The organism is Paralteromonas sediminis, from assembly GCF_003820355.1.
Classification (GTDB): domain Bacteria; phylum Pseudomonadota; class Gammaproteobacteria; order Enterobacterales; family Alteromonadaceae; genus Alteromonas_F; species Alteromonas_F sediminis.
In genome coordinates this window covers 593,356-614,673 of record NZ_RPOK01000004.1, presented here as the reverse complement: position 1 = coordinate 614,673, position 21,318 = coordinate 593,356, and the positions used below count along the sequence as shown (strand labels likewise).

Here is a 21,318-nt window from a genome sequence, read left to right as displayed (position 1 = left end):
TTTTCTTTGTTAGCGTCGATTCCGAATAAAATAAATTCATGTCTAGCTGCGTTCCATACTCGGTACATTGCGCCAGATTCATTTGATGATTCGAAGTCCAAACTTTTAACTTCTAAAAACATGGTAAAAAAGCAGTCATCATCACAGTACACCAAAAAAGAATTTAATTCAGCTTGCCCAGCTGGAGTGTCGTGTTCTGACGGATAAAGAGTTTGCGCACCAGTAAAGTGCGCAACCAGGCAAAAAATAAACAAAAATTTTTTTACAAATCATCCTTGGGTGTTAGCTGCCACCTACTAGTAATGATAACGACACGAGATAACCGTAACCGCTGTATCATCCACGGCATATACCAAACGATTGGTATCATCTATTCTGCGAGACCAAAAACCTGAAAGATTTTCTTTGAGAGGTTCCGGTTTTCCAACCCCCGCAAATGGAGAGCGCTTAACATCGGCAATTAACTTATTTATACGTTTCAAGGTCTTCTTGTCTTGAGTCTGCCAATACACGTAACTACTCCAAGCTTCATCAGTCCATGATAATAACCTGTCACTCACCAATAAGTTCTCGCTGGGTTGTTTTACCCGCTTTAAACTGTGCTATTGAACGATTTAAGTGTTCAGCGTTCGCAGGGGAACGAAGTAAATGAACAGTTTCCATAAGGCTGTTGTAGTAATCCAATGACATAACAACAGCATCTTCAGAGTCACGACGGGTGATTACAGTAGTGTCCGCATCGTTAATTACATTATCTAAAACGGCTTTAAGTCCATTTCGGGCTTCGGTAAAAGAGACTATTCTCATTTTTCACCTCACATGTACAATATATGGAACAAGTTTAGTTTAAAATTAATTACATGTACAGGATGTTGTGCATTTCTTTGCCGTGGTAGCTAACGCTAAGCTAACGGGCGCGAACGTGGCGCGATAATACCGAAGGCGCGCCGCGCTTGTGTCCCAGTGTGGCACGCAGTGACACACGTGTTTAGCGCCTTGTTAGGCCCCACTACGCAGCTTCGAAGTCGTAAGGCGAAACGTTTAGTTTTTCTTTTTCCATTCTCGTTTGCCAAAGGTCGTATGCATTTTGAACACGTAACCAGTGATCTGCGTTTGGTTTAGAAAACACCAGTTCCAATCTGACCGCCATTTCTGGACTTATTGCTGCATTTCCATTAAGTATTTTGGATAGTGTTTTGCGGCTAACTCCAAGATGTTCTGCGGCGTCAGTAATAGTTACCCCAAGCGATTCTATAACCAATTCCTTTAGAATTTCACCGGGGTGTGCGGGATTGAAAATTTGCATTAGTGATAATCCTCATAGTTAACGATTTCGGCATTTTGACCTTTAAACCGAAAGGTCACACGCCAATTCCCACTGACTCTAACGGACCAGATTTCTTTCCTATTACCTTTTAGCTGGTGCAGGAATAGGCCAGGTAAATCCATATCGTCCGGTGAAATAGCCTGATCCAAGTTGGAGAGAATAAGCCGAAGTTTTTTCTTATGTTTCTTTTGAATCCCAGACGTTTTACCAGTGGAATAAAACTTCTCAAGACCTTTGTGAATAAAGCTAATAATCATAGTTTGATTGTAACCTCTGTGGTTACAATGTCAATGTTTGGTGGGCAAGGGCCAAACTTTTAAATAAGGGGCGCAGACATGTGGGGCATAATGGCGAAGCCGCCCCGCATGTCTGCGTCCCAGCGAACGAAGTGAGTGACTTAAGCGTTTTGTTATCTTCTTCCTTGATTGCCCAAAAGAAGCCCATTTATACTTAAATCCTCATCCAGTTGGGGCCAGTGAATACCTTCCCCATCCCCAAGTATTTCCCAATCTCTGAGTTGACTAGCTGTCGCAGATGACAGAGTTGGAAACCAAGCTAAAGGAACAGATAAAGTGCGCCCGTCTACCAGGCTGACAATAAGTGAATCGGTATCGAAACTTACTGAATGAGCAAGAGGATGATGTTCAACTGCTAAAGTAACCATTCCAAGCCTCCAAAAAAGTATCTTTATTTTCGACCACCAATTGTTCGAGTTCTCTCAACTCTTTTGGTGGAAAGCGAGTAGAGCTAGCCAGCGCGACTGGCTTTAGCCAGAATTTAGCAAGCATCTTCTCGCGTTGAATATGAATGTGAGCAGGCTCACCGTTTTCATTACTATAAAAGAAGAAACGATAAGGTCCTAGTCTTAATACTGTTGGCATAGTTGAAGGTTATCCCAGAAGAGCATAAATGCCAATCGGAAGATAACCTTAAGCTAATGGGCAATTACGCAATGCGATAATGCCGAAGGCGCATTGCGTAATTGTCCCAGTGGCCCGCCGCGCGGGCTACGACTTAAGCGTATTGTTATATGCCATGCTGAGAAGTGCTACGCATTAGATTGCTGTTTCAATGGGGCCAATAGCAAATAGAAGACCCATGCAAACCAAGAGATGAAGATGACTGCTAGTATCCATGCAACTTTTTCTCCTCCATGGGTTCTGTCTGACTTAGCAATCATTATGAGAGGGATGACCCAAAATAAAGCGAGTATTAGAAAAGAAAATAAAAAAGATATTCCCATGACTCTTCCTTGTTCTACTGTTTACATCTCCGATTTCTACTTAGCATAAAATTAAATTTAAAAAATGTCATTTATCTTTGACTATATAGAGGCATATAACACTTAGCTAAGGGGCGCGAATGTGCGGCGAAAATGGCGAAGCCGCCGCGCGTTTGCGTCCCAACGAACGAAGTGAGTGACTTAAGCGCCTTGTTATGTCCGTTTTCCAAAATCGTCCTTGAACCTGCTGAACTTATGCTCGTTTACTACAACAAGGAGCGTCACGTAAACGACGAGCAAAACAACAGCACCTATAATTTGTTGATTAGTTGACCATTCCAGATACTGCATAATTCTGAAAGATATGAATGCAATTACTGCACCGCGTAATATTTTCCACGCTTGGAACTTTTCATTTTTATATTCGTTAAACAGTTCTCTCATTGCTTCCTCAGACTTTTCCTTTTTTTGCGAATCAACCACGTTCGGCTTCGTATTTTGTTTCGCAAGTGCAGCGAGAAGATTCTCATACCTGTCTGGATACTTTTCTTTGTCCAAGCGTTCTTTGATTTCGTTTAACTCTTCCAGAGTATATTTAGAAAAATCAGGTTCCATCTAATCTCCAAGGACATAACGCTAAGCTAACGGGCAATAATGCTGCGCTAAAATATGCGAAGCATAGCGCAGTTTTATTGTCCCTGTGACCGAAGGGAACGAGTTAAGCGCTTTGTTAGGCACGATATTTTTTAAACCTCTTTTTCCAAACGGAAAAAGCACTGCATACGAATAACCACCCGATAACCCCAACAAATATATAAAACATTATCGGATTTTCTTCGCGTAAAAGGCCGTCACCTGAGCGAGTTGGGATTTTTCCAAAATACAAGTATAGAGAGCACAAGATTGCTCCGATAACGAGCGTTAAGATGCCACCTATGCGACCACCCCTGTCCATTTTTTCTCTCTCTTGTTCAGGAATATTATTTATACGCTCTTGTTCTTCTGCGTAGAGAGAATCTAATCTTTCTTGAATTATGGACACTCTTTCTGGATATTTGGAATGGTCAATGCTCCTAAGGCACTCTTCCAGTTCCTCTAAGTCATATTTTGAAAAATCTGGTTGCATCAGTCTTTCCTTGAAGTGCCTAACGCTAAGCTAAGGGGCGCTAATGCAGGGCGATAATGGCGAAGCCGCCCTGCGTTTGCGTCCCAACGAACGAAGTGAGTGACTTAAGCGTTTTGTTGTGTACCATTCTCAAAATATCCATTTGAAAAGATAGGGCAGAAATTCTGGCAAAAATACACCTAGAGCGAAACCCCAAGTAAATCCTTTAAAAACTCTTTCTTTGATTTTTCGTTCTGCTTTTTCCCGCCCAATAGCTTTTATTATTTCCTCAACAGAACCATTTTCTACAGCACTCCTATTTAATTTGAACTTGTACTTTTCAATGGGGAGGCAGTATTCCTTGTTTTCTTTGAAGAACTTTCTGAGTGACTCTTGACTGATGCCAGTCTTCAAGGAGAGAGAAATTAAACCGCTGCCATTTTCTCCGTGCTCACCGAGTGCTTCTATAATAGCTTTGGTATGGTCCGTCATATTAATAGTTACTCTGCTATTAGAACGTCAAGTGGTACACAACGCTAAGCTAACGGGCAGTGACGTAGCGGCATAATGGCGAAGCCGCCGCGCGTTTGCGTCCCAGCGAACGAAGTGAGTGACTTAAGCGCTTTGTTGTGTGCGTTACCCAAAATGAACCACCAGTGACGACAATATGAATCCCAAGCCAATGTATTTAAAAGCAGCTTGAAACTTAGTATTCACTATTTTTTCTACCTCTTGTAAAGAAGGCGAGGTTTGCTTCGCAACAACGCTAGCAATTAAAACATCTATGGTGCTTAGGCCAAGAAGTAGGAAGCCAATTGCCCCAAGCAAATAATTACTTTGATGGCCTTCCAAGAAATCTATGCCGTACTTTGCTGCAATAAATAAGAAGAATAAGCTACTCAGCCAATCGAATTTAACGTGTCCTGTTTTCGGAGGGCTCCAAAAACCAGTGTATTGTGCAGTCAAGAAATATATTCCAATTCCTATTAGCACCCATCCGATGCCACTCGAATATTCAGACACCAACTCCAAACTTCCCAAAACTACTGGGATTAATACGATTAAAATCCTCATTATTAAAAGTTCCTTCTAGCACATAACGCTAAGCTAAGGGGCGTGAACGTGCGGCGAAAATGGCGAAGCCGCCGCGCGTTTGCGTCCCAGCGAACGAAGTGAGTGGCTTGAGCGCTTTGTTATGTGCACGTGCCAACAACTCCAGCTGTTCTGAAATAGAAAAGAGGATAAGTTATCTACTCTTCTTCAATAGTTCGTTTGAAAAATAGTGTGTATTGTGTGCTAAGCCAGTGGTACTTAGTACTTACAAGTTCCCAGCCAATTTTTCCATTGCGCTCGCAAAGATCTTGGCATTTTTCGATATTATGAACTCTGGGCCCAAATAGATTACCAGCATTAACAACTTTGTATTCATACCTTTTCATTGTTTAATTCTTCCTTGTGTACATAACACCCCAATAAGGGGCAGTTGCTTGCCCGCGAAAATAGCGATAGCGCGGGCGAGTAACTGTCCCAGCGAGCGGAGCGAGTGAGCTTGATTGGTTTGTTATACGCATTGCCCACTAGTGCGCACCGCTATTTAGCATTATAAGCATGTAAAGAAGTAGCAAGCCAGTAAACGCCAATGGCAAAATATATAACCAAAGCTTTAGTTTGACTGGAACAGGTTTTGACTTAGCAAAGAGCAAAATACTAGTTGGTACTATTGCGATTAGAAATGGAACGATCGCTATTGCGACCAAGTAGCCGGTTAATTTTGCAATTTGATCTGCTAAATCTCCAATAATCCAGATCTGCAGCAGGAAAGTGAAAAAACAGATAAAGAATATTGATGTAATAAATTCCTTTTTACTCATGGTTTCCTTAATGCGTATAACTTTAAGCTAAGGGGCGTGAACGTGCGGCGAAAATGGCGAAGCCGCCGCGCGTTTGCGTCCCAACGAACGAAGTGAGTGACTTTAGCGTTTTGTTAGCTGCCAACGTTGTAGCCTGCAATTTTATCCCGTGCAAATTTCTGAAGTTCTTCATCTATTTCGTCGTCGAATGAAAAAGAATAAATCACCCAATTTTCTTCGGGTTTATAAAACACAAACTCTAACCTTACTGGTTGGCGCTCATAGAGTGCGAGGTAGGTAATGTGATAAAGCCTTTCTGCAATATGTTCCTCGCCTAATTTGACTTTGCTGTGAAATTTTCCAACCAAGCTGTTTAGGTTTTGAAGTTGAGATTTTACATGTTGAACGTCGTCTTTTTTTTGCAGAATCCATTTGTTGGATGAATAAATAGAATCTACAGCTTCAAGCACTTTCCCTGATTCATAGAGGCTAAAAAATTTATCTATTTCATCCTGATATGCAAATGACACCTGACTGAAACTTAGAAGGCATATAAGCGTAAAAATTTTCGTTTTCATAAAACTTCCTTTTAATTGAATAAAGCAGCTAACTTTAAGCTAAGGGGCGCGAATGTGCGGCGAAAATGGCGAAGCCGCCGCGCGTTTGCGTCCCAGCGAACGAAGTGAGTGGCTTCTTAAGCACCTTGTTAGGTTGCATTCTTTTTAAGTGGTACATGTCCCACCCTAAGTATTTTGGGGGGTTCTTGGCATATTACCTCTAAACATTCGTCGTTTGTGACGAGCATGTGCGACAACTCTTCTTGATGGCCCATGAAAAATGTTAAAGGACTTTCTTTGTGCCAACCATGATTTTTTACTAAGAAAGTATTCATTTGTGGCCTGTTGCTATTCCATATCTCAGTTAAACCATGTTCGTCTAAACAACGAAAACCGTTAACTACGCCATAGTAAACTTTGTACAAAGTTTCCGTATCTTCGTGGAAAATGCGGGCAACTAAGTCACAATCTAAATGGGTTTCCGAGCCACTAATTTCGTATTTCGAACCATCTGGTTTTGTAAGGGACCATGTTTCTGTTCCCCATGATAAGTCAACTAACCAAATTGTTCCGATTTCAAACGGAGTTGACCAAGTTTCGAATTCCATGTGCAACCTAACGCTAAGCTAAGGGGCGCGAATGTGCGGCGAAAATGGCGAAGCCGCCGCGCGTTTGCGTCCCAACGAACGAAGTGAGTGCCTTAAGCGCCTTGTTATGCACGCCTACCACTTAACCATATGACAACCATAACTGCTAATGGTAACGTTGCCAAACTATGAACCCAACCTATAGCAACGCTTTGCCATATTTGGCTGAAACCTGGGTCATTGATCCAGACCGAATGTGTCCACAAAAAGCCTGGTAAAACTGCAACAGCACCATGAATCCAATAAGACTGTGGGCGAAGATAGTGAATAAAGAGTGCAAGAGGAAAAGACAAGACGGTATTTATAATAAAGTCTTGAATGAACAAAAGTGGGCTAAACCATCCCGTTCCAGCAAAATGTTCTAACAGCCAATCCATTGTTGGGTTGTATAAAATAATTGGACGCCAAAACATAACCAATGCAATGTTGAGGTACAAATATCCTACAACTGCGGTTATCAACAAGGATTTAATATTGCTCATCTGCATTGCTCACTCCTTGCGTGCATAACAATTTAATAGATTTAAAAGTGGTGTAAATGCTTGCACCTAAATGGTGTGTTTTGTTGCGGCCACTTCCTTGTTTGGTTTCACTATAGCCGCATTGTGTGGCTTAGTTCAATATTTTGCTGAGGTTTTAATTGGCGTGAAATGCGTCAAACTGACAAGTTAATTTTTTGATTCAATCTGGGCTTTGGTTCAGTAGTGTAATTGTAATCGTTACCGTACATTGGTTGTATCCTCTGGTTAGCTGAATTGAACGGGTAGATGCGCTCAAAGTTTTTAACCTCTGTTCGCGACTTTATGGTGTTTAAACGCTATTCGCGGCGTACTGTAGAGCTCTACTTGAAATGGGTAGCTGACTTTATTCGTCACAATGATTACATTCACCCTAAAAAAATGGGCGACGAAGAGGTTCGCAACTATCTGACTCACCTTGCCGTTAAACGTAATTATGCCGCTAGTTCCCAAGCAAGTGCATTGAATGCACTTGTGTTTCTGTATGCAAAGTATTTGGAAGAACCGCTTAGTCTTGAACTTGATTTTGTGAACAGTTCTCGCCCTAAGAAACTGCCTGTCGTTCTGACCATGTTGGAAGTAAAAAAGTTGCTTGCCAATATCCCATCATCGAAATATCTACCTGTGGCTATGTTATATGGGAGCGGTTTAAGGCTGATGGAGTGCGTTCGTCTGCGTGTCCAAGACATCGATTTTGATTTTCGATGCGTCAAAATTTGGAATGGAAAGGGCGGCAAGCACAGGGTAGTAACCCTATCTGATAGCCTCGTACAGCCCTTAAAAACACAAATTGCGGTTGTACAAGGTATTTTGCAAAACGATTTGGACGTTGAGGATTATGCTGGCGTTTGGTTACCGTCGAGACTGGAAAAGAAGTTTGGCACGGCAAATAAAACGCTAGGCTGGCAGTATCTGTTTCCGTCCATAAAACTGTCTGTCGACCCTGAGTCGAATAAAATCAGACGGCATCATATTGACGAGAAGCAGTTACAGCGAACGGTGCGAAATACGGCCAGAGAAATTGGACTAGAGAAACAGGTTACGCCCCATACATTGCGACACTCTTTTGCTACGCATCTATTACTAAAGGGCGCGGATATTAGAACCGTTCAGGATCAGTTGGGGCATTCAGATGTCAAAACTACGCAAATCTATACACATGTGTTGCAGCGTGGCGGTAACGCGGTAGTTAGTCCATTAGAATCGATAGGCTAACGCAACAAAAAAGCGGGGCGCTTGGCCCCGCTTAATGAGTTAACAATAAGGTGTATTAAACGCGTTCAAAAATCGTCGCGATCCCCTGACCTAAGCCAATACACATGGTTGCAAGGCCAAGTGTCTTGTCCTCAGATTCCATTAAGTTAAGCAGAGTAGTACTGATACGAGAACCCGAGCAGCCTAATGGATGTCCTAGGGCAATAGCGCCACCGTTTAGGTTCACTTTCTCATCGTAATTGTCAATCCAGCCTAGCTGTTTGATACACGACAGAGCCTGCGCAGCAAAGGCTTCGTTAAACTCAGCCAGTTCGATATCATCCATGGTCAAGCCTGCACGTTTTAGTGCTTTTTGTGTCGCAGGTACCGGACCAAAACCCATAATCGCAGCATCACAACCCGCCACGGCCATCGCGCGAATTTTTGCACGAGGCGTAAGACCAAGTGCCTTGGCTTTGTCCGCTGACATGACCAGCATAGCTGAAGCGCCATCACTAATGGCTGAAGAGGTACCTGCGGTTACAGTTCCGTTAACGGGGTCAAATACAGGGCGTAGTGCGGCCATGCTTTCAACCGTTGAGTCTGGGCGTACCACCTCATCGTAGTCTACTTTGACTAGGCGCCCATCAGCATCGTGACCTTCAAGTGCGACAATCTCATTAGCCCAGCGGCCCTCAAGGTGCGCCTGGTGGGCGCGTTGGTGAGAACGTGCACCAAAGGCGTCTTGCATTTCACGGGTAATACCATTTTGGCGCCCGAGTAGCTCTGCAGTCATACCCATCATGCCAGAAGCTTTTGCCGTATATTTGGCCAGCCCAGGATGAAAATCAACGTTAAAGTTCATGGGCACATGGCCCATATGCTCTACGCCGCCGATCATATAAATATCACCGCGGCCAGTCATAATGCCGCTGGTGGCGTCGTGCAGAGCCTGCATAGACGAACCGCATAAACGGTTGACGGTCACTGCCGCAGTTGAGCGAGGAATGCGAGTCATCAACTGAGCATTACGCGCCACGTTGAAACCCTGTTCTTTGGTTTGCTGTACACAGCCCCAAATGATGTCTTCGACTTCCGCCGGATCGACATTGGGATTGCGGTCAAGCAAGGCGGTCATCAAGGCCGCAGATAAGTCTTCTGCGCGTACATTGCGAAAAACACCACCCTTGGAGCGGCCCATGGGGGTACGAATACAATCGATAACGACTACGTCTTTCATGTTGGTCTCCTAAGGGTTAAGCGAAGTAAGATTTGCCATTGGCGGCCATGTCACGTACACCGTCACTGATTTGATAAATCGGTCCCAGATGTGCGTACTTGTCGGCTAATGCAACAAAATTAGCCAAGCCCATGGTTTCAATGTAACGGAAAATACCGCCGCGGAAGGGCGGGAAGCCCAATCCGTACAACAGGGCCATATCGGCTTCTGCCGCACTGTCTACAATGCCTTCTTCCAAACAGCGAATCGCTTCGTTAGCCATTGGGATCATTAAACGAGCTATAATCTCGTCTTTATCAAACTCTTTACGCTCAGCGCTAACCGGGTTGATAAGTGCATAAGCCTCATCAGCGGCGGTTTTGGTGGGCTTACCACGTTTATCCACGCCATAATTGTAGAACCCTTTACCGTTTTTCTGACCAAGTCGGTCGGCTTTGTACATAAGGGTGCTCGGGTCATTATCCAAACGCGCCATACGCTCCGGGATACCTTCAGCCATCACATTGGCAGCGTGATCTCCGGTATCGATGCCCACCACATCCATCAGGTAAGCCGGGCCCATCGGCCAGCCAAACACTTTTTCCATCACCTTATCAACAGCCGTAAAGTCTGCGCCATCGAGTAGCAATTTGCCAAAGCCAGCAAAATAAGGGAACAACACGCGATTGACTAGGAAGCCTGGGCAGTCGTTGACCACGATCGGGGTCTTGCCCATCTTCAACGTAGTCGCCACAACCGCAGCGATGGTGTCATCTGAAGTATCTTTACCCCGGATGATCTCTACCAGTGGCATTTTATGCACGGGGTTAAAGAAGTGCATTCCACAGAAACGCTCAGGTTTTTCCAAGCTTTCGGCTAGCTGATTGATAGAAATAGTTGAGGTATTCGAGCAGATAATCGCATCATCGGCCACCGTGTCTTCTACTTCTTTAAGTACAATGCCTTTTACTTTGGGGTTTTCAACCACAGCCTCAATAACCATGTCGGCATCTTTCAATGTGCTGTATTCAAGTGTGGGGGTAATGGCATTGAGGGTGGCGGCCATTTTGGCTGCATCCACTTTGCCTCTCTGCATGCCTTTACCTAAAATAGTCGCCGCTTCTTTTAAACCTAAATCAAGTGCGTCGCGGTTAATGTCTTTCATGACCGCAGGAATGCCTTTCACAGCACTTTGGTACGCAATACCGCCACCCATAATGCCTGCACCTAACACAGCATTGAGTTTAACGTCTTTGGTTGCAGACTTAGCTTGTTTTTTGCCTTTGCTCTTAACCAGCTGGTCAGCCATAAAAATGCCAATCTGTGCTTTAGCGGCATCCGTTTTGGCTAGCTTTACAAACCCTTGATTTTCAAGGGTAAGTGCGCCATCTCTGTCCAGTGTCGAGGCTTTTTGCACTGTCTCTACCATCATATGCGGAGCCGGATAGTGCTTACCAGCCTGCGCGGCAACCATAGCGGCTGCGGTCGAGAAACTCATCATGCTCTCGTTTTTGTTTAACTGAAGCGGCGCTTTTTTCTGTGCGCGACGAGCTTCCCAGTTCAGTTTGCCTTCTGCCGCATCTTTTAGCATAGCAAGTGCGGCTTCACGTAACTTGTCAGCGCTCACAACGGCATCAACAGCACCTTCTTTCAGTGCTTTTTCACCGTTGCGGTCACGGCCTGTTGTCATCCACTCTAGCGCATTATCTGAGCCAATAACCCGTGGTAAACGAACTGTGCCACCAAAACCAGGCATAAGCCCCAACTTTACTTCTGGCAGACCAATACGAGTAGTGTTGTCGGCAACCCGCATGTCACATGCCAGGGCCATTTCACAGCCGCCGCCAAGGGCAAAGCCATTCACTGCGCATACAGTGGGGAAAGGCAAGTCTTCAAAACGGTCGAATACCCGTGAGGTATTGCCTACCCAAGTAAGCACTTCTTCATCGGGTAGCGCAAATAGGCTGGTGAATTCAGTGATGTCTGCACCTACGATAAAAGCGCCTTTATTACTGCGAACTAATACACCTTTAACGCCGCCATGGCTGGCGAGTGCGGCTGTGGCTTCATCAAGTTCCGAGACGGTTTGGCGGTCGAATTTGTTTACTGAACCTTTGGCGTCAAACACCAGTTCAGCAAAACCGTCGTCGAGCATCGACACGCTAAGACTGTCGCCTGAGTAGATCATAGATTTCTCCTTCGGCAAATGGCCTGAATGCTGTTCCCAAAAATGTAGGGTGAGGAAGCAGCGATGTAATGAGTAGCCGCATATTGTCACGGCTACAGAAAAATTCAATTAAAAATTCAAACAGGCGTTTGAAATGTGTAAGTCAATATGTGGCCTCTTAGGCAGAACACAAGGCATATACTGTTACAGGGAGGTTTTTTCTCATTAACCCAGTAAGAACAAACACCAAAATTAACAATTCAATACTTATCAACCCTACCCATTACGTGCTAATTTAGTGTTTAGCGCACAGAATAAGTTCCAAGGTGAAATGACAACCCAAAATCTGCTCGTTACCTTCATCATTCTGCTTATCGGAAGTACCTTCCACAATCCATCTTATGCGCAAGACACTTCCCTTGAAGCGCAGCGTGAACGTTATGCTTATTTACAAAAGCGCATAAGAAGTGTGCCCGTGAGTCGCCTGCATACACTGGAAGACGATGTTCAGGACATGGCCAGTTATCCTTTGTTTCCGTATCTTTATTATGAACTGGTCAACCGGCAGGTAAGTTACAACAATCGCAAACAAATCCGTGCGTTTTTACGTGATACCAAAGGCGTGCCCGTGCGTCGTCAACTGCTGCGAAAGTGGTTGCGATATCTTGCTAAACATCATTATCAAACGGTGTTTTTACAAGAATATGAGCCTGGGTTAGGCACTGAGCTACTATGTAGGCAGCTTCATTTTACTCGCAAAAAGCATGGTGCAGATGCTGCCTGGCACGAGCAGGTGGAAGTACTTTGGCTAGCAGGGTTTTCCCAACCAGAGGCATGTGATCCGGTTTTGCATTATTGGCGCACCAACGGCAAGTTAACGTCAGAATTGGCGATTCAGCGTATAGGCCTTGCCGGAGAGCAGGGGAAAACTGGCCTTACGCGATATTTAAGGCGCTACGCCCCCGAAAATGCTCGCTTTCTGTCAGACAAATGGGTGGATGTGCACCGCAATTCTGCCACTGTTCTGTCACCGCGTTCCTTGCCTTTTACTCTGCCTGAGCAAGAGCGAAAAATTGCCAAGTGGGGTTTAAATAAAGCCAGCTGGCGTATACCAGAACGGGTTGCTACTAACCTTCCAATATGGGAAGCCTCCGGAAAGTTGCCGCAAAACGATCTTCAGTCGATTACAGAAACACTGGCAATCAGCCTTACTCTCGATGCCCATCCGAGTTCTCAGCAATGGCTAGAGAGAGCGTCTACCGCAAATGCCGGTAATAACGTATGGCGCTGGCATTTGGCCCATGTCGTCAAACAGCAGCAGTGGAAAGCGGTACTTGACGTAGTCGAACAAGCGCCAGTATCGGTAAGAGAAACAGGCGAGTTCCGATACTGGAATGCCAGAGCGCTGGAATCGGTAGGGCGTATTGCAGAAGCCAATAACATCATGACAGCACTGGCTACAGAACGTCATTATTATGGGTTTCTTGCCAGTGCTAAACGGGCGGTCGCACCGTCATACAATCTCGCCGCTTTAGCGGTCGATGAGCAGGTATACAACAACATTATGCAGCACCCTCAGGCGCAACGAGCACGAGAGCTTTTTTATCACAAAGAATACACACCTGCCCGTCGCGAATGGTATGCACTGAACAGAGAGCTCAACGTTAATGAAAAGCGCGCAGCGGTAAAACTGGCGTCAGAGTGGGGGTGGCATGATCAGGCAATTGTGGGAGTGCTGAGAACCGGCGACCGCGATGCCGTCGACCTCAGGTTTCCGCTAGCTTTCGCAGATGAAATGGTGGAGCAGGCCAACAGGTATAACGTGGAGCCCGCCTTTTCACTGGCCATCGCCCGCAGAGAAAGCTCCTTTATGGTTGATGCTGTATCCAGCGCCAACGCGCGTGGACTCATGCAGGTATTACCCTCAACAGCGACCTATCTGGTTAAACACGCAGACGTGTTGTCACAAAGGTTGCAGAGAAAGCTCGACAGCGGGCCAATACAGCGTTATTTGTTTAACCCCGAAACCAACATCGAATTGGGGTTGGGGTACTTAAAATATCTAGAACAAAAGCTGGGCACAAACCCGGTATTAATCGCAGCTGCCTATAATGCGGGCTGGCATAAAGTGATCGAGTGGCTGCCGCGCGACAAGCCCGTTCCTATGGATATTTGGATAGACAACATTCCGTTCAAAGAAACCAGAGAATACGTAAAAGCAGTAATGGCATATCAACAAATTTACGAATGGCAACTTGGCCACAATAGTCATTTGTTTGCCAATCTGTCGGCTATGCAAGTGCCAGTTTACACGCAGTAAGGTCTGAACACTTTTACACAGTGCAATTCAGGCCTTACACTGTGCGCCTCAATTAACGAATAAAAAAGAGCCCTATGCAAAATCAGCCATCTGTTTCTGAACTGTATCGCCAGCATATCGACACCCTACAGCAACGCACGCGTGAGGCCATTGAGCGTGAAGGTATTGACGGTTTAGTTATTCACTCTGGTCAAGGCAAACGCTTATTTTTGGACGACAATCATTATCCGTTTAAGGTAAACCCTCAATTTAAAGCCTGGGTACCGATTGTAGACAATCCAAACTGCTGGCTGGTGGTAAACGGCACAGACAAGCCCACGCTGATCTTCTATCGCCCTGTTGACTTTTGGCATAAGGTACCGCCAGAGCCTTCCGATTTTTGGGCTGAATTTTTCGACATAAAGTTTTTAAAGCAGGCCGATGCAGTGGAAAAGTTACTGCCATTTGACAAAGCCCGCTATGCGTATATCGGTGAGTACTTAGAGGTGGCCAGAGCGTTAGGTTTTGACAATGTAAATCCAGACAGGGTCATGCATTACTTGCATTACCACCGAGCTTATAAAACCGACTACGAACTCATGTGCATGCGCATGGCCAATGACAAAGCCACTGCAGGCCATGTGGCGGCGAGACAGGCGTTTGAAAACTTCGAAAGTGAACTCAATATTCATTTGGCATATTGTCGTGCGGCGGCGCAGTCAGAAAACGATCTGCCCTACACCAGCATAGTCGCGCTAAATGAAAATGCCGCTATTTTGCATTACATGTTTTACGACAATCAGGCGCCCATTCAGCACCGCAGCTTTTTGATTGATGCAGGCGCAAGTTACAACGGGTACGCAGCCGATATTACTCGTACATACACGCCTAAAGGTACCTTGTTTGCGGAACTTATCGAACGCGTCGACAGGGTCACACTGTCGCTAGTGGATGCACTAAAGCCCGGCACCTTGTATTCCGATCTTCAGTTCTTCGCCCATGAAGGTATCGCGCAAATTTTGCAAGACTGCAACATCGTCAACCTAGATGCGCAAGCCATCGTCGATACGGGAATAAGCCGGACTTTCTTTCCCCATGGCATTGGCCATTATCTCGGTTTACAGGTGCACGACGTGGGCGCGCTGGTGGCTGATGACAGGGGCACTCCAAACCCTGCACCAGACGAGCATCCGTTCTTGCGCTGCACACGTCCCATAGAGTCAAAACAGGTGTTCACGATTGAACCTGGCCTATACATTATCGACTCGCTGCTTAAAGAGCTGCGCGCATCTGAAAACGGCAAGTATGTGAATTGGGACCAAATAGACGTGCTGCGTCCGTACGGCGGTATTCGTATAGAAGACAATGTCATTGTGCACAGAGACCGCAACGAAAATATGACGCGCGAAAGAGGCGTTTGATGATCTGAGCGGATAGGGGTACGTATTGCTATGCATTAAACACAAAACGGGCCCTAATTATGTTTGGATTATTTAAATCAGACCCCAACAAAAAACGTCGTAAACAACATGCGTCATTGCAAGAGCAAGCTATGCATGCCCAGCGCAATGGCGACATGAGAAAGTTTGCGGAGTTGACGTCTCAGGCCGAAGCCCTCTGGGCAGAAATAGAAGCCAGTGAAAAGAAAACGGGATAAGGTTAACTATCCCGTTTTGCTGCGATTTTTGCCAGTGCGATAAGGGCGTCTTTGTAATCGGAGTCAGGCACAGGAGACAGCGATGAAATCGCGTGTTCAGCCGCTTCATCGGCTTTTTTCTGTGTGTAAGTTAACGCATTGGTGTCGTGCATAATGCGCTGGATCTTTTCCAGGTGAGGCAGGCCATCGGCATTTTCTATTGCGCTTCTTATCAGTGCGGCATTGTCATCACTGGTATGCCACATGGCATAAAGTAGAGGTAAAGTCGGTTTACCTTCTGCTAAGTCATCGCCTGCGTTTTTGCCCATGTCGCCGCTCTGGGCGGTGTAATCGAGTATGTCATCAGCAAGCTGAAAAGCCGTGCCCAGATACTTGCCGTAATCCAACATGGCTTTTTCTACTTTTTCATCTTGCCCCGCAAGTACGGCTGAAAGTTGTGTTGCCGCTTCAAACAAACGCGCGGTTTTGCCGTAAATAACGTCAAAATAGCTGGCTTCTGTGGTGTTGGGATCGTTACAATTCATTAGCTGTTGCACTTCACCTTGGGCAATGCGGTTAGTGGCGTCAGACAGCACTTCCATCACTCGCATAGAATGTAAACTCACCATCATTTGAAAAGAACGAGAATATAAAAAGTCGCCAACTAACACACTGGCCTGATTACCAAAACGTGCATTCGCGGTTTCTCGACCCCGACGTAATGTAGACTCATCCACCACGTCATCGTGAAGTAACGTTGAGGTGTGAATAAATTCTATAATAGCGGCAAGCGTGTGATGGTCGTTGTTCTTTATTCCGGCTGCCCGTGCTGCCAACACTGTAATAAGCGGACGCAAACGTTTACCACCGCTGTTAATGATGTAAAATCCAAGCTGGTTGATTAACGCAACATCAGACGTAACTTGTTGTTGAATAAGTGAATTAACAGATTGCATATCTGCGTTTGCTAAATCACGTATCTTGGCAAGGTCCATCATGCAAAAACATTACCCGAATGAAGTGTAAATGATTGGTCGTGATTGTACCGAAAATGGCTGCGTAAGCCACCTATGGCTGTAACTTTTAGGCATTTGTTAGAAGAAACTTGTAAAAAGGGTAAAAAATAATCATTTTTCTATGATATCGGGCTTGTTATCGAAAATCCTTTCACGTACAATTCGCGCCCTGTTTTTGAAATGAAGCGTCAAGAGACGCAGAGCGGAGTAAGATATGTACGCGGTTTTCCAAAGTGGTGGTAAACAACACCGTGTGGCCGAAGGTCAAACCGTTCGTCTGGAAAAGATTGAAGTTGCCCCGGGTGAAACTGTTGAGTTCGACAACATCCTGATGGTAAGCAATGGCGACGACGTTAAAATCGGTACACCTGCTGTAGCGGGTGCTAAGGTAACAGCTGAAGTTGTTACGCACGGACGTGGCGATAAAGTTAAAATCGTCAAGTTCCGTCGTCGTAAGCATTCACGTAAACAAATGGGTCATCGTCAGTGGTTCACTGAAGTGAAGATCACAGGCATTAGCGCATAATAGGAGCACGAACACATGGCACACAAAAAGGCTGGTGGTAGTACCAAAAACGGTCGTGATTCAGAAAGTAAACGTCTTGGCGTGAAGCGCTTTGGCGGTCAATCTGTGCTTGCAGGCAACATCATCGTTAGACAACGTGGTACTAAGTTCCACGCTGGTGACAACATGGGTATCGGTAAAGACCATACTTTGTTTGCACTTAAAGACGGCAAGGTTCAGTTTGAAGTGAAGGGTCCTAAGAACCGTAAATACGTAAGCATCGTAGCTGAGTAATTTGGTTCGGGGTTTCCCTGAAAGAATTGAAAAACCCCGCTGATGCGGGGTTTTTTATGCTTGTCTTATTTTAAGGCATAGCTAGACTTTAATAACTTGTTTTGGCTGTTTGAATAAACACGCACTAAATAGGAGAAGGGTTTTGTTTTCTGCCACGCCGTGCACCCATCCATGGGGGCTCCGCTTCGGCATCCATGCCTTAGAGGGGCAGAAAACAAAACCCTTCTCCCATTCAGTGCTTCGCAAGCAGGTTTGCCAAATTTCTTCGAAATTAATTATAGAGTTTGGCTAATGGTAGATTTGTGAATCTATGCTTTTTAGCGAGCGCAGAACATGGTTAGATCGAGGATGTAAGAGAAGGAGCATTTTTATTACCCTTCCGAGGCATGGATGCCGAGGCAGAGCCCCCATGGATGGGTTTATGGCGTGGTAACAAAAATGCTCCTTCTCTTACATTCTTGATCGGATTCAAAACAATCAAGCGAGCAAAAAATGAAGTTTGTTGATGAGGCGGATATCCGCGTAGAAGCGGGCGATGGTGGTAATGGTACTATCGGTTTTCGTCGTGAAAAGTATATTCCCAAAGGCGGCCCTGACGGTGGTGATGGCGGTGACGGCGGCAGTGTTTATCTGCAAGCTGATGAAAACCTGAATACCCTGATCGACTATCGGTTTGAGCGATTCCACCGTGCTGAACGTGGACAAAACGGGCAGGGCAGTAATTGTACTGGCCGAGCGGGTGCCGACCTCACTATTAAGGTGCCTGTAGGAACCCGTGCTACCGATTCCGACACAGCGGAAGTATTGGGTGACCTGACCAAGCATGGACAACGTCTTAAAGTCGCACAAGGCGGCTATCACGGTCTGGGTAACGCCCGGTTTAAAAGTAGTGTAAACCGGGCGCCTCGACAGAAAACGAATGGCACGCCTGGTGAAATCCGCAACTTAAAACTTGAACTTATGCTTCTAGCTGATGTTGGTTTGCTGGGGTTGCCCAACGCAGGAAAATCAACCTTCATTCGTTCAGTGTCAGCAGCTAAACCTAAAGTTGCCGACTATCCCTTCACCACGCTAGTGCCTAATTTAGGTGTTGTAAGGCAAGATGCACAACGTAGTTTTGTGATAGCTGATATACCTGGTTTGATCGAAGGTGCAGCTGATGGTGCCGGGCTGGGGATTCGTTTCCTTAAACATCTTGAACGCTGTCGTGTACTATTGCACTTGGTCGATATCATGCCAGCTGACGGCAGTGATCCCGCACAAAATGCGCAAACCATTATCTCGGAGCTTGAGCAATATAATCCTAAGTTGGCTGCCAAGCCTCGCTGGCTAGTATTTAACAAGATAGACTTGATGCTTGAAGAAGAAGCAGAAGAGGTCTGCCAGCGCATCATAGAGGCACTTGAGTGGGAAGGTGAAGTGTTTCACATTTCCGCCTTCCAAAAAATCAATACTGACGAATTGTGTAAGCAGGTTATGAATTATCTGGAAACCCTGCCGGCAGAAGATACTACAGGCGAAGACGCTAAAAATACCGAATTCCAGTGGGATAGCTCAGCGCATGAGTCAGTTGACGATGGCCTTGACGACGACTGGGACGACGATGATTGGGATGACGAAGACGACGACGGTGTAGAGGTTATTTACCGCAAATGAGTAAACTGGCAATGATAGCCGCCATGGCGCACAACCGCGTGATTGGTGCAAATAATGATATGCCGTGGCACATGCCAGCTGACCTGAAACATTTTAAGCAGGTTACACTCGGCAAGCCTGTGATCATGGGCAGAAAAACCTATGAGTCTATTGGTAAGGCTTTGCCAGGGAGGCAAAATATTGTGATCACCCAACAGGCTGAATTTACGTTGCCCGACGCACAGGTGTTAAACAATATTGACGATGCAGTGACATTGGCCAGACAAAGTGACGCAGAAGAAATCATGATCATTGGCGGCGGTACGTTATATCAGGCCATGCTGCCCCACGCCGACAGGTTATATCTGACTTTTATCGACCTCGATGTCTCAGGAGACACTTACTTTCCTGACTATATGTCTGCTGCAAAGTGGCGTGAAACATCTAAAGAATCCCATCATGCGGATGAAAAAAATCCACACGATTATACCTTTGTTTGCCTGGAAAGAGCCTGAATTTACTCTTGGTTACGTTTTTTATACAGTGCCAGTGTATACAGGTAACCATATAACCCACTGAAAAATATCGAAGGCGCGACAGTGAGCCATAAATTAGGGGTGGCGTTAACCACGTTTACGCCTACGACCAAGGTAGATTGAATAAGCAGAGGCAAAAGAGGCGCAACAAAAACGGCTGGCCAGCATGTGCCCTTAAACCAGTTTGCAGCGTCGCTCAGTACGCGATTGAAGCTTTGTCTTATATAGTGAGCATGCTCAGAAGGGCTGTGCGGCAGGCAAACCAGAGGCACCACAAAAGCAAAAGAGAAATGCCGGGTGCCAACCTTTGCATAGGTAGTTTCCAACAGCCAGGTAAACAACAGCGTCACACCCCCGCTATACAAGCCTTGCACCAGCGCTGAGCGGATTACCAATTGCAGGTCGTTGCTAACAAGTTGGTTGGCGAAAAAACTCCAACCACCATAAAAAACGGTTGCAACAATGCCTGACAGCCAAAGTCGTCTAACGCGTTTACGGGGTGGTGTCATGCGTAATGCTCAAATAAAAAACCGCGCCTGAGCGCGGTTTCAATCTAAACACTCATGCGGTCAAACAGACTCTCTATACTGAGACCTTGATGGCTCAGAATATCTTTAAGGCGACGCAGTGCTTCTACCTGAATTTGTCTTACTCTTTCCCGGGTCAGGCCAATTTCTGCCCCCACATCTTCAAGGGTTGAGGGCTCGTATCCCATTAGGCCGAAGCGCCTTGCCAGCACTTCCCGCTGTTTGGGGTTGAGTTCGCCTAGCCATTTTACGATATTACTCTTGATGTCGTTTTCTTGAAGATTATCTTCAGGGCCACAGTCGTGCTCGTCGGCAATCACATCAAGCAAGGCTTTGTCGTTTTCACCCCCAATAGGTGTGTCAACAGAAGTAATACGCTCGTTCAGTCGCAGCATTTTGCTAACATCATCAATTGGCTTGTCTAATGCTTGTGCTATTTCCTCTGCAGAGGGCTCGTGGTCGAGCTTTTGTGACAGTTCACGCGCAGTTCGCAGATACACATTCAGTTCTTTTACAACATGTATGGGTAAGCGTATGGTACGTGTTTGGTTCATGATGGCGCGTTCTATGGTCTGGCGTATCCACCAGGTTGCATAGGTCGAGAAGCGGAAACCGCGTTCTGGGTCGAACTTCTCTACTGCGCGGATGAGGCCTAAATTGCCTTCCTCAATTAAATCTAACAGTGCTAGACCACGATTGTTGTAACGGCGTGCAATTTTCACCACCAGTCGTAAGTTACTGACAATCATTCGTTTGCGGGAGGCTTCACAGCCTTTCAATGCGCGTCGGGCAAAATATACTTCTTCTTCTGCACTTAGCAGCGGAGAATAGCCAATTTCACCTAAATAAAGTTGGGTAGCATCCAGATTTTTACTGTTTGCTTCTTGATTGAATAGAGAGCTTTGAGATTCTTCGACAGTGTCTGCCTCTGATGCAGTTTCACTTTCTTTGAACTCGTCGAGGCCTAAATCTGCCTCGATAGACTTATCGTTTGGTACAGCTTCGATCACAGCGTCTTGGTTTTTCACAACTGCATCTCCTGCTCAAATTTTGTTAATGTGTTA

At 45.7% G+C, this 21,318-nt stretch carries 29 protein-coding genes; 8 read left to right on the top strand and 21 right to left on the bottom strand.

All coding sequences use genetic code 11. The annotated features are described in order from the left end of the window. Positions 1–296: 296 nt before the first annotated feature. The 16 genes from DRW07_RS14830 to DRW07_RS14760 form a co-directional block, all read right to left on the bottom strand. Positions 297–560, bottom strand: coding sequence for a Txe/YoeB family addiction module toxin (locus tag DRW07_RS14830; protein ID WP_124028706.1), 264 nt, complete (start codon positions 558–560; stop codon positions 297–299). Then, positions 553–807, bottom strand: a complete 255-nt coding sequence (locus DRW07_RS14825; protein WP_124028705.1) for a type II toxin-antitoxin system Phd/YefM family antitoxin — start codon at positions 805–807, stop codon at positions 553–555. Before DRW07_RS14825 ends, DRW07_RS14830 begins: the two co-directional genes overlap by 8 nt. A gap of 202 nt (positions 808–1,009) precedes the next feature. Next, positions 1,010–1,306, bottom strand: a complete 297-nt coding sequence (locus tag DRW07_RS14820) for a HigA family addiction module antitoxin (RefSeq protein ID WP_124028704.1) — start codon at positions 1,304–1,306, stop codon at positions 1,010–1,012. Beyond that, entirely contained in the window at positions 1,306–1,584 is a 279-nt protein-coding gene (locus DRW07_RS14815) for a type II toxin-antitoxin system RelE/ParE family toxin (protein WP_124028703.1), read from the bottom strand. The genes DRW07_RS14820 and DRW07_RS14815 overlap by 1 nt, the downstream gene beginning before the upstream one ends. 152 nt (positions 1,585–1,736) lie before the next feature. Further along, the gene (locus DRW07_RS14810) at positions 1,737–1,991 is read right to left on the bottom strand and encodes a DUF2442 domain-containing protein (protein ID WP_124028702.1); all 255 of its coding nucleotides are present in this window, start codon (positions 1,989–1,991) and stop codon (positions 1,737–1,739) included. Beyond that, the gene (locus tag DRW07_RS14805; RefSeq protein ID WP_124028701.1) at positions 1,972–2,208 is read right to left on the bottom strand and encodes a DUF4160 domain-containing protein; all 237 of its coding nucleotides are present in this window, start codon (positions 2,206–2,208) and stop codon (positions 1,972–1,974) included. Before DRW07_RS14805 ends, DRW07_RS14810 begins: the two co-directional genes overlap by 20 nt. Positions 2,209–2,375: 167 nt before the next feature. Further along, positions 2,376–2,570 carry a PLDc N-terminal domain-containing protein gene (locus DRW07_RS14800; RefSeq protein ID WP_124028700.1) on the bottom strand — a complete coding sequence of 65 codons (195 nt, stop codon included), beginning with the start codon at positions 2,568–2,570 and terminating at the stop codon, positions 2,376–2,378. A gap of 192 nt (positions 2,571–2,762) precedes the next feature. Next, positions 2,763–3,164: a hypothetical protein gene (locus tag DRW07_RS14795; RefSeq protein WP_124028699.1), complete on the bottom strand. Its 402-nt coding sequence runs from the start codon at positions 3,162–3,164 to the stop codon at positions 2,763–2,765. Between the two features lie 115 nt (positions 3,165–3,279). Further along, on the bottom strand, positions 3,280–3,675 hold the full coding sequence (locus DRW07_RS14790; RefSeq protein WP_124028698.1) for a hypothetical protein: 396 nt from the start codon (positions 3,673–3,675) through the stop codon (positions 3,280–3,282). A 129-nt stretch (positions 3,676–3,804) separates the two neighbouring features. Further along, entirely contained in the window at positions 3,805–4,146 is a 342-nt protein-coding gene (locus DRW07_RS14785; RefSeq protein WP_124028697.1) for a hypothetical protein, read from the bottom strand. A 144-nt stretch (positions 4,147–4,290) separates the two neighbouring features. Next, positions 4,291–4,728, bottom strand: coding sequence for a hypothetical protein (locus DRW07_RS18355; protein ID WP_165870518.1), 438 nt, complete (start codon positions 4,726–4,728; stop codon positions 4,291–4,293). A 176-nt stretch (positions 4,729–4,904) separates the two neighbouring features. Next, the gene (locus tag DRW07_RS18620; protein WP_124028696.1) at positions 4,905–5,093 is read right to left on the bottom strand and encodes a DUF4177 domain-containing protein; all 189 of its coding nucleotides are present in this window, start codon (positions 5,091–5,093) and stop codon (positions 4,905–4,907) included. Between the two features lie 138 nt (positions 5,094–5,231). After that, the gene (locus DRW07_RS14775; RefSeq protein ID WP_124028695.1) at positions 5,232–5,525 is read right to left on the bottom strand and encodes a hypothetical protein; all 294 of its coding nucleotides are present in this window, start codon (positions 5,523–5,525) and stop codon (positions 5,232–5,234) included. A gap of 113 nt (positions 5,526–5,638) precedes the next feature. Beyond that, on the bottom strand, positions 5,639–6,082 hold the full coding sequence (locus DRW07_RS14770) for a hypothetical protein (protein ID WP_124028694.1): 444 nt from the start codon (positions 6,080–6,082) through the stop codon (positions 5,639–5,641). Positions 6,083–6,210: 128 nt separating this feature from the next. After that, on the bottom strand, positions 6,211–6,669 hold the full coding sequence (locus DRW07_RS14765; protein ID WP_124028693.1) for a hypothetical protein: 459 nt from the start codon (positions 6,667–6,669) through the stop codon (positions 6,211–6,213). 104 nt (positions 6,670–6,773) lie between these two features. After that, positions 6,774–7,196, bottom strand: a complete 423-nt coding sequence (locus DRW07_RS14760; protein ID WP_124028692.1) for a hypothetical protein — start codon at positions 7,194–7,196, stop codon at positions 6,774–6,776. A 279-nt stretch (positions 7,197–7,475) separates the two neighbouring features. Here DRW07_RS14760 and DRW07_RS14755 point away from each other — a divergent pair, with 279 nt between their 5' ends. Next, positions 7,476–8,441, top strand: a complete 966-nt coding sequence (locus DRW07_RS14755; RefSeq protein ID WP_124028691.1) for an integron integrase — start codon at positions 7,476–7,478, stop codon at positions 8,439–8,441. 55 nt (positions 8,442–8,496) lie between these two features. On the opposite strand, the gene fadA is transcribed toward DRW07_RS14755, so the two are convergent. After that, entirely contained in the window at positions 8,497–9,660 is a 1,164-nt protein-coding gene (gene fadA, locus DRW07_RS14750) for an acetyl-CoA C-acyltransferase FadA (RefSeq protein ID WP_124028690.1), read from the bottom strand. Positions 9,661–9,676: 16 nt separating this feature from the next. Continuing rightward, positions 9,677–11,827 carry a fatty acid oxidation complex subunit alpha FadB gene (fadB, locus tag DRW07_RS14745; RefSeq protein WP_124028689.1) on the bottom strand — a complete coding sequence of 717 codons (2,151 nt, stop codon included), beginning with the start codon at positions 11,825–11,827 and terminating at the stop codon, positions 9,677–9,679. Positions 11,828–12,137: 310 nt separating this feature from the next. Here fadB and DRW07_RS14740 point away from each other — a divergent pair, with 310 nt between their 5' ends. The 3 genes from DRW07_RS14740 (at position 12,138) to DRW07_RS14730 (ending at position 15,762) form a co-directional block, all read left to right on the top strand. Continuing rightward, positions 12,138–14,126: a transglycosylase SLT domain-containing protein gene (locus DRW07_RS14740; RefSeq protein WP_124028688.1), complete on the top strand. Its 1,989-nt coding sequence runs from the start codon at positions 12,138–12,140 to the stop codon at positions 14,124–14,126. 74 nt (positions 14,127–14,200) lie between these two features. Continuing rightward, positions 14,201–15,526, top strand: a complete 1,326-nt coding sequence (gene pepQ, locus DRW07_RS14735) for a Xaa-Pro dipeptidase (protein WP_124028687.1) — start codon at positions 14,201–14,203, stop codon at positions 15,524–15,526. 59 nt (positions 15,527–15,585) lie between these two features. Beyond that, a complete protein-coding gene (locus DRW07_RS14730; protein WP_124028686.1) occupies positions 15,586–15,762 on the top strand; it encodes a DUF6435 family protein in 177 nt (58 codons plus the stop codon). 2 nt (positions 15,763–15,764) lie between these two features. Here the strand turns inward: DRW07_RS14730 and ispB are convergent, their stop codons facing one another. Continuing rightward, a complete protein-coding gene (ispB, locus tag DRW07_RS14725; RefSeq protein ID WP_124028761.1) occupies positions 15,765–16,736 on the bottom strand; it encodes an octaprenyl diphosphate synthase in 972 nt (323 codons plus the stop codon). 235 nt (positions 16,737–16,971) lie between these two features. Between ispB and rplU the strand changes: the two genes are divergently transcribed. The 4 genes from rplU to folA all read left to right on the top strand — a co-directional run bounded on the left by rplU (position 16,972) and on the right by folA (position 19,706). Then, on the top strand, positions 16,972–17,283 hold the full coding sequence (gene rplU, locus DRW07_RS14720) for a 50S ribosomal protein L21 (protein ID WP_124028685.1): 312 nt from the start codon (positions 16,972–16,974) through the stop codon (positions 17,281–17,283). 15 nt (positions 17,284–17,298) lie between these two features. Then, a complete protein-coding gene (gene rpmA, locus DRW07_RS14715) occupies positions 17,299–17,556 on the top strand; it encodes a 50S ribosomal protein L27 (protein ID WP_124028684.1) in 258 nt (85 codons plus the stop codon). A 492-nt stretch (positions 17,557–18,048) separates the two neighbouring features. Further along, positions 18,049–19,212 (top strand): Obg family GTPase CgtA, encoded by a 1,164-nt coding sequence (gene cgtA, locus DRW07_RS14710; RefSeq protein WP_124028683.1) that lies wholly within the window; start codon positions 18,049–18,051, stop codon positions 19,210–19,212. Further along, positions 19,209–19,706 carry a type 3 dihydrofolate reductase gene (folA, locus tag DRW07_RS14705; protein ID WP_124028682.1) on the top strand — a complete coding sequence of 166 codons (498 nt, stop codon included), beginning with the start codon at positions 19,209–19,211 and terminating at the stop codon, positions 19,704–19,706. Before cgtA ends, folA begins: the two co-directional genes overlap by 4 nt. A gap of 2 nt (positions 19,707–19,708) precedes the next feature. Here folA and DRW07_RS14700 read toward each other — a convergent pair whose 3' ends face one another. Together DRW07_RS14700 and rpoS are read right to left on the bottom strand one after the other, a co-directional pair. Further along, entirely contained in the window at positions 19,709–20,236 is a 528-nt protein-coding gene (locus tag DRW07_RS14700) for a hypothetical protein (protein ID WP_124028681.1), read from the bottom strand. 44 nt (positions 20,237–20,280) lie between these two features. Then, a complete protein-coding gene (gene rpoS / locus DRW07_RS14695; RefSeq protein ID WP_240630651.1) occupies positions 20,281–21,282 on the bottom strand; it encodes an RNA polymerase sigma factor RpoS in 1,002 nt (333 codons plus the stop codon). Positions 21,283–21,318 lie beyond the last annotated feature (36 nt).

Excerpts from the sequence above, each read along its gene's own strand:
- DRW07_RS14825 (WP_124028705.1), bottom strand. The coding sequence starts at position 807 with ATGAGAATAGTCTCTTTTACCGAAGCCCGAAATGGACTTAAAGCCGTT.
- DRW07_RS14820 (WP_124028704.1), bottom strand. The coding sequence starts at position 1,306 with ATGCAAATTTTCAATCCCGCACACCCCGGTGAAATTCTAAAGGAATTG.
- DRW07_RS14815 (WP_124028703.1), bottom strand. The coding sequence starts at position 1,584 with ATGATTATTAGCTTTATTCACAAAGGTCTTGAGAAGTTTTATTCCACT.
- DRW07_RS14810 (WP_124028702.1), bottom strand. The coding sequence starts at position 1,991 with ATGGTTACTTTAGCAGTTGAACATCATCCTCTTGCTCATTCAGTAAGT.
- DRW07_RS14805 (WP_124028701.1), bottom strand. The coding sequence starts at position 2,208 with ATGCCAACAGTATTAAGACTAGGACCTTATCGTTTCTTCTTTTATAGT.
- DRW07_RS14800 (WP_124028700.1), bottom strand. The coding sequence starts at position 2,570 with ATGGGAATATCTTTTTTATTTTCTTTTCTAATACTCGCTTTATTTTGG.
- DRW07_RS14795 (WP_124028699.1), bottom strand. The coding sequence starts at position 3,164 with ATGGAACCTGATTTTTCTAAATATACTCTGGAAGAGTTAAACGAAATC.
- DRW07_RS14790 (WP_124028698.1), bottom strand. The coding sequence starts at position 3,675 with ATGCAACCAGATTTTTCAAAATATGACTTAGAGGAACTGGAAGAGTGC.
- DRW07_RS14785 (WP_124028697.1), bottom strand. The coding sequence starts at position 4,146 with ATGACGGACCATACCAAAGCTATTATAGAAGCACTCGGTGAGCACGGA.
- DRW07_RS18355 (WP_165870518.1), bottom strand. The coding sequence starts at position 4,728 with ATGAGGATTTTAATCGTATTAATCCCAGTAGTTTTGGGAAGTTTGGAG.
- DRW07_RS18620 (WP_124028696.1), bottom strand. The coding sequence starts at position 5,093 with ATGAAAAGGTATGAATACAAAGTTGTTAATGCTGGTAATCTATTTGGG.
- DRW07_RS14775 (WP_124028695.1), bottom strand. The coding sequence starts at position 5,525 with ATGAGTAAAAAGGAATTTATTACATCAATATTCTTTATCTGTTTTTTC.
- DRW07_RS14770 (WP_124028694.1), bottom strand. The coding sequence starts at position 6,082 with ATGAAAACGAAAATTTTTACGCTTATATGCCTTCTAAGTTTCAGTCAG.
- DRW07_RS14765 (WP_124028693.1), bottom strand. The coding sequence starts at position 6,669 with ATGGAATTCGAAACTTGGTCAACTCCGTTTGAAATCGGAACAATTTGG.
- DRW07_RS14760 (WP_124028692.1), bottom strand. The coding sequence starts at position 7,196 with ATGCAGATGAGCAATATTAAATCCTTGTTGATAACCGCAGTTGTAGGA.
- DRW07_RS14755 (WP_124028691.1), top strand. The coding sequence starts at position 7,476 with ATGCGCTCAAAGTTTTTAACCTCTGTTCGCGACTTTATGGTGTTTAAA.
- fadA (WP_124028690.1), bottom strand. The coding sequence starts at position 9,660 with ATGAAAGACGTAGTCGTTATCGATTGTATTCGTACCCCCATGGGCCGC.
- fadB (WP_124028689.1), bottom strand. The coding sequence starts at position 11,827 with ATGATCTACTCAGGCGACAGTCTTAGCGTGTCGATGCTCGACGACGGT.
- DRW07_RS14740 (WP_124028688.1), top strand. The coding sequence starts at position 12,138 with ATGACAACCCAAAATCTGCTCGTTACCTTCATCATTCTGCTTATCGGA.
- pepQ (WP_124028687.1), top strand. The coding sequence starts at position 14,201 with ATGCAAAATCAGCCATCTGTTTCTGAACTGTATCGCCAGCATATCGAC.
- DRW07_RS14730 (WP_124028686.1), top strand. The coding sequence starts at position 15,586 with ATGTTTGGATTATTTAAATCAGACCCCAACAAAAAACGTCGTAAACAA.
- ispB (WP_124028761.1), bottom strand. The coding sequence starts at position 16,736 with ATGGACCTTGCCAAGATACGTGATTTAGCAAACGCAGATATGCAATCT.
- rplU (WP_124028685.1), top strand. The coding sequence starts at position 16,972 with ATGTACGCGGTTTTCCAAAGTGGTGGTAAACAACACCGTGTGGCCGAA.
- rpmA (WP_124028684.1), top strand. The coding sequence starts at position 17,299 with ATGGCACACAAAAAGGCTGGTGGTAGTACCAAAAACGGTCGTGATTCA.
- cgtA (WP_124028683.1), top strand. The coding sequence starts at position 18,049 with ATGAAGTTTGTTGATGAGGCGGATATCCGCGTAGAAGCGGGCGATGGT.
- folA (WP_124028682.1), top strand. The coding sequence starts at position 19,209 with ATGAGTAAACTGGCAATGATAGCCGCCATGGCGCACAACCGCGTGATT.
- DRW07_RS14700 (WP_124028681.1), bottom strand. The coding sequence starts at position 20,236 with ATGACACCACCCCGTAAACGCGTTAGACGACTTTGGCTGTCAGGCATT.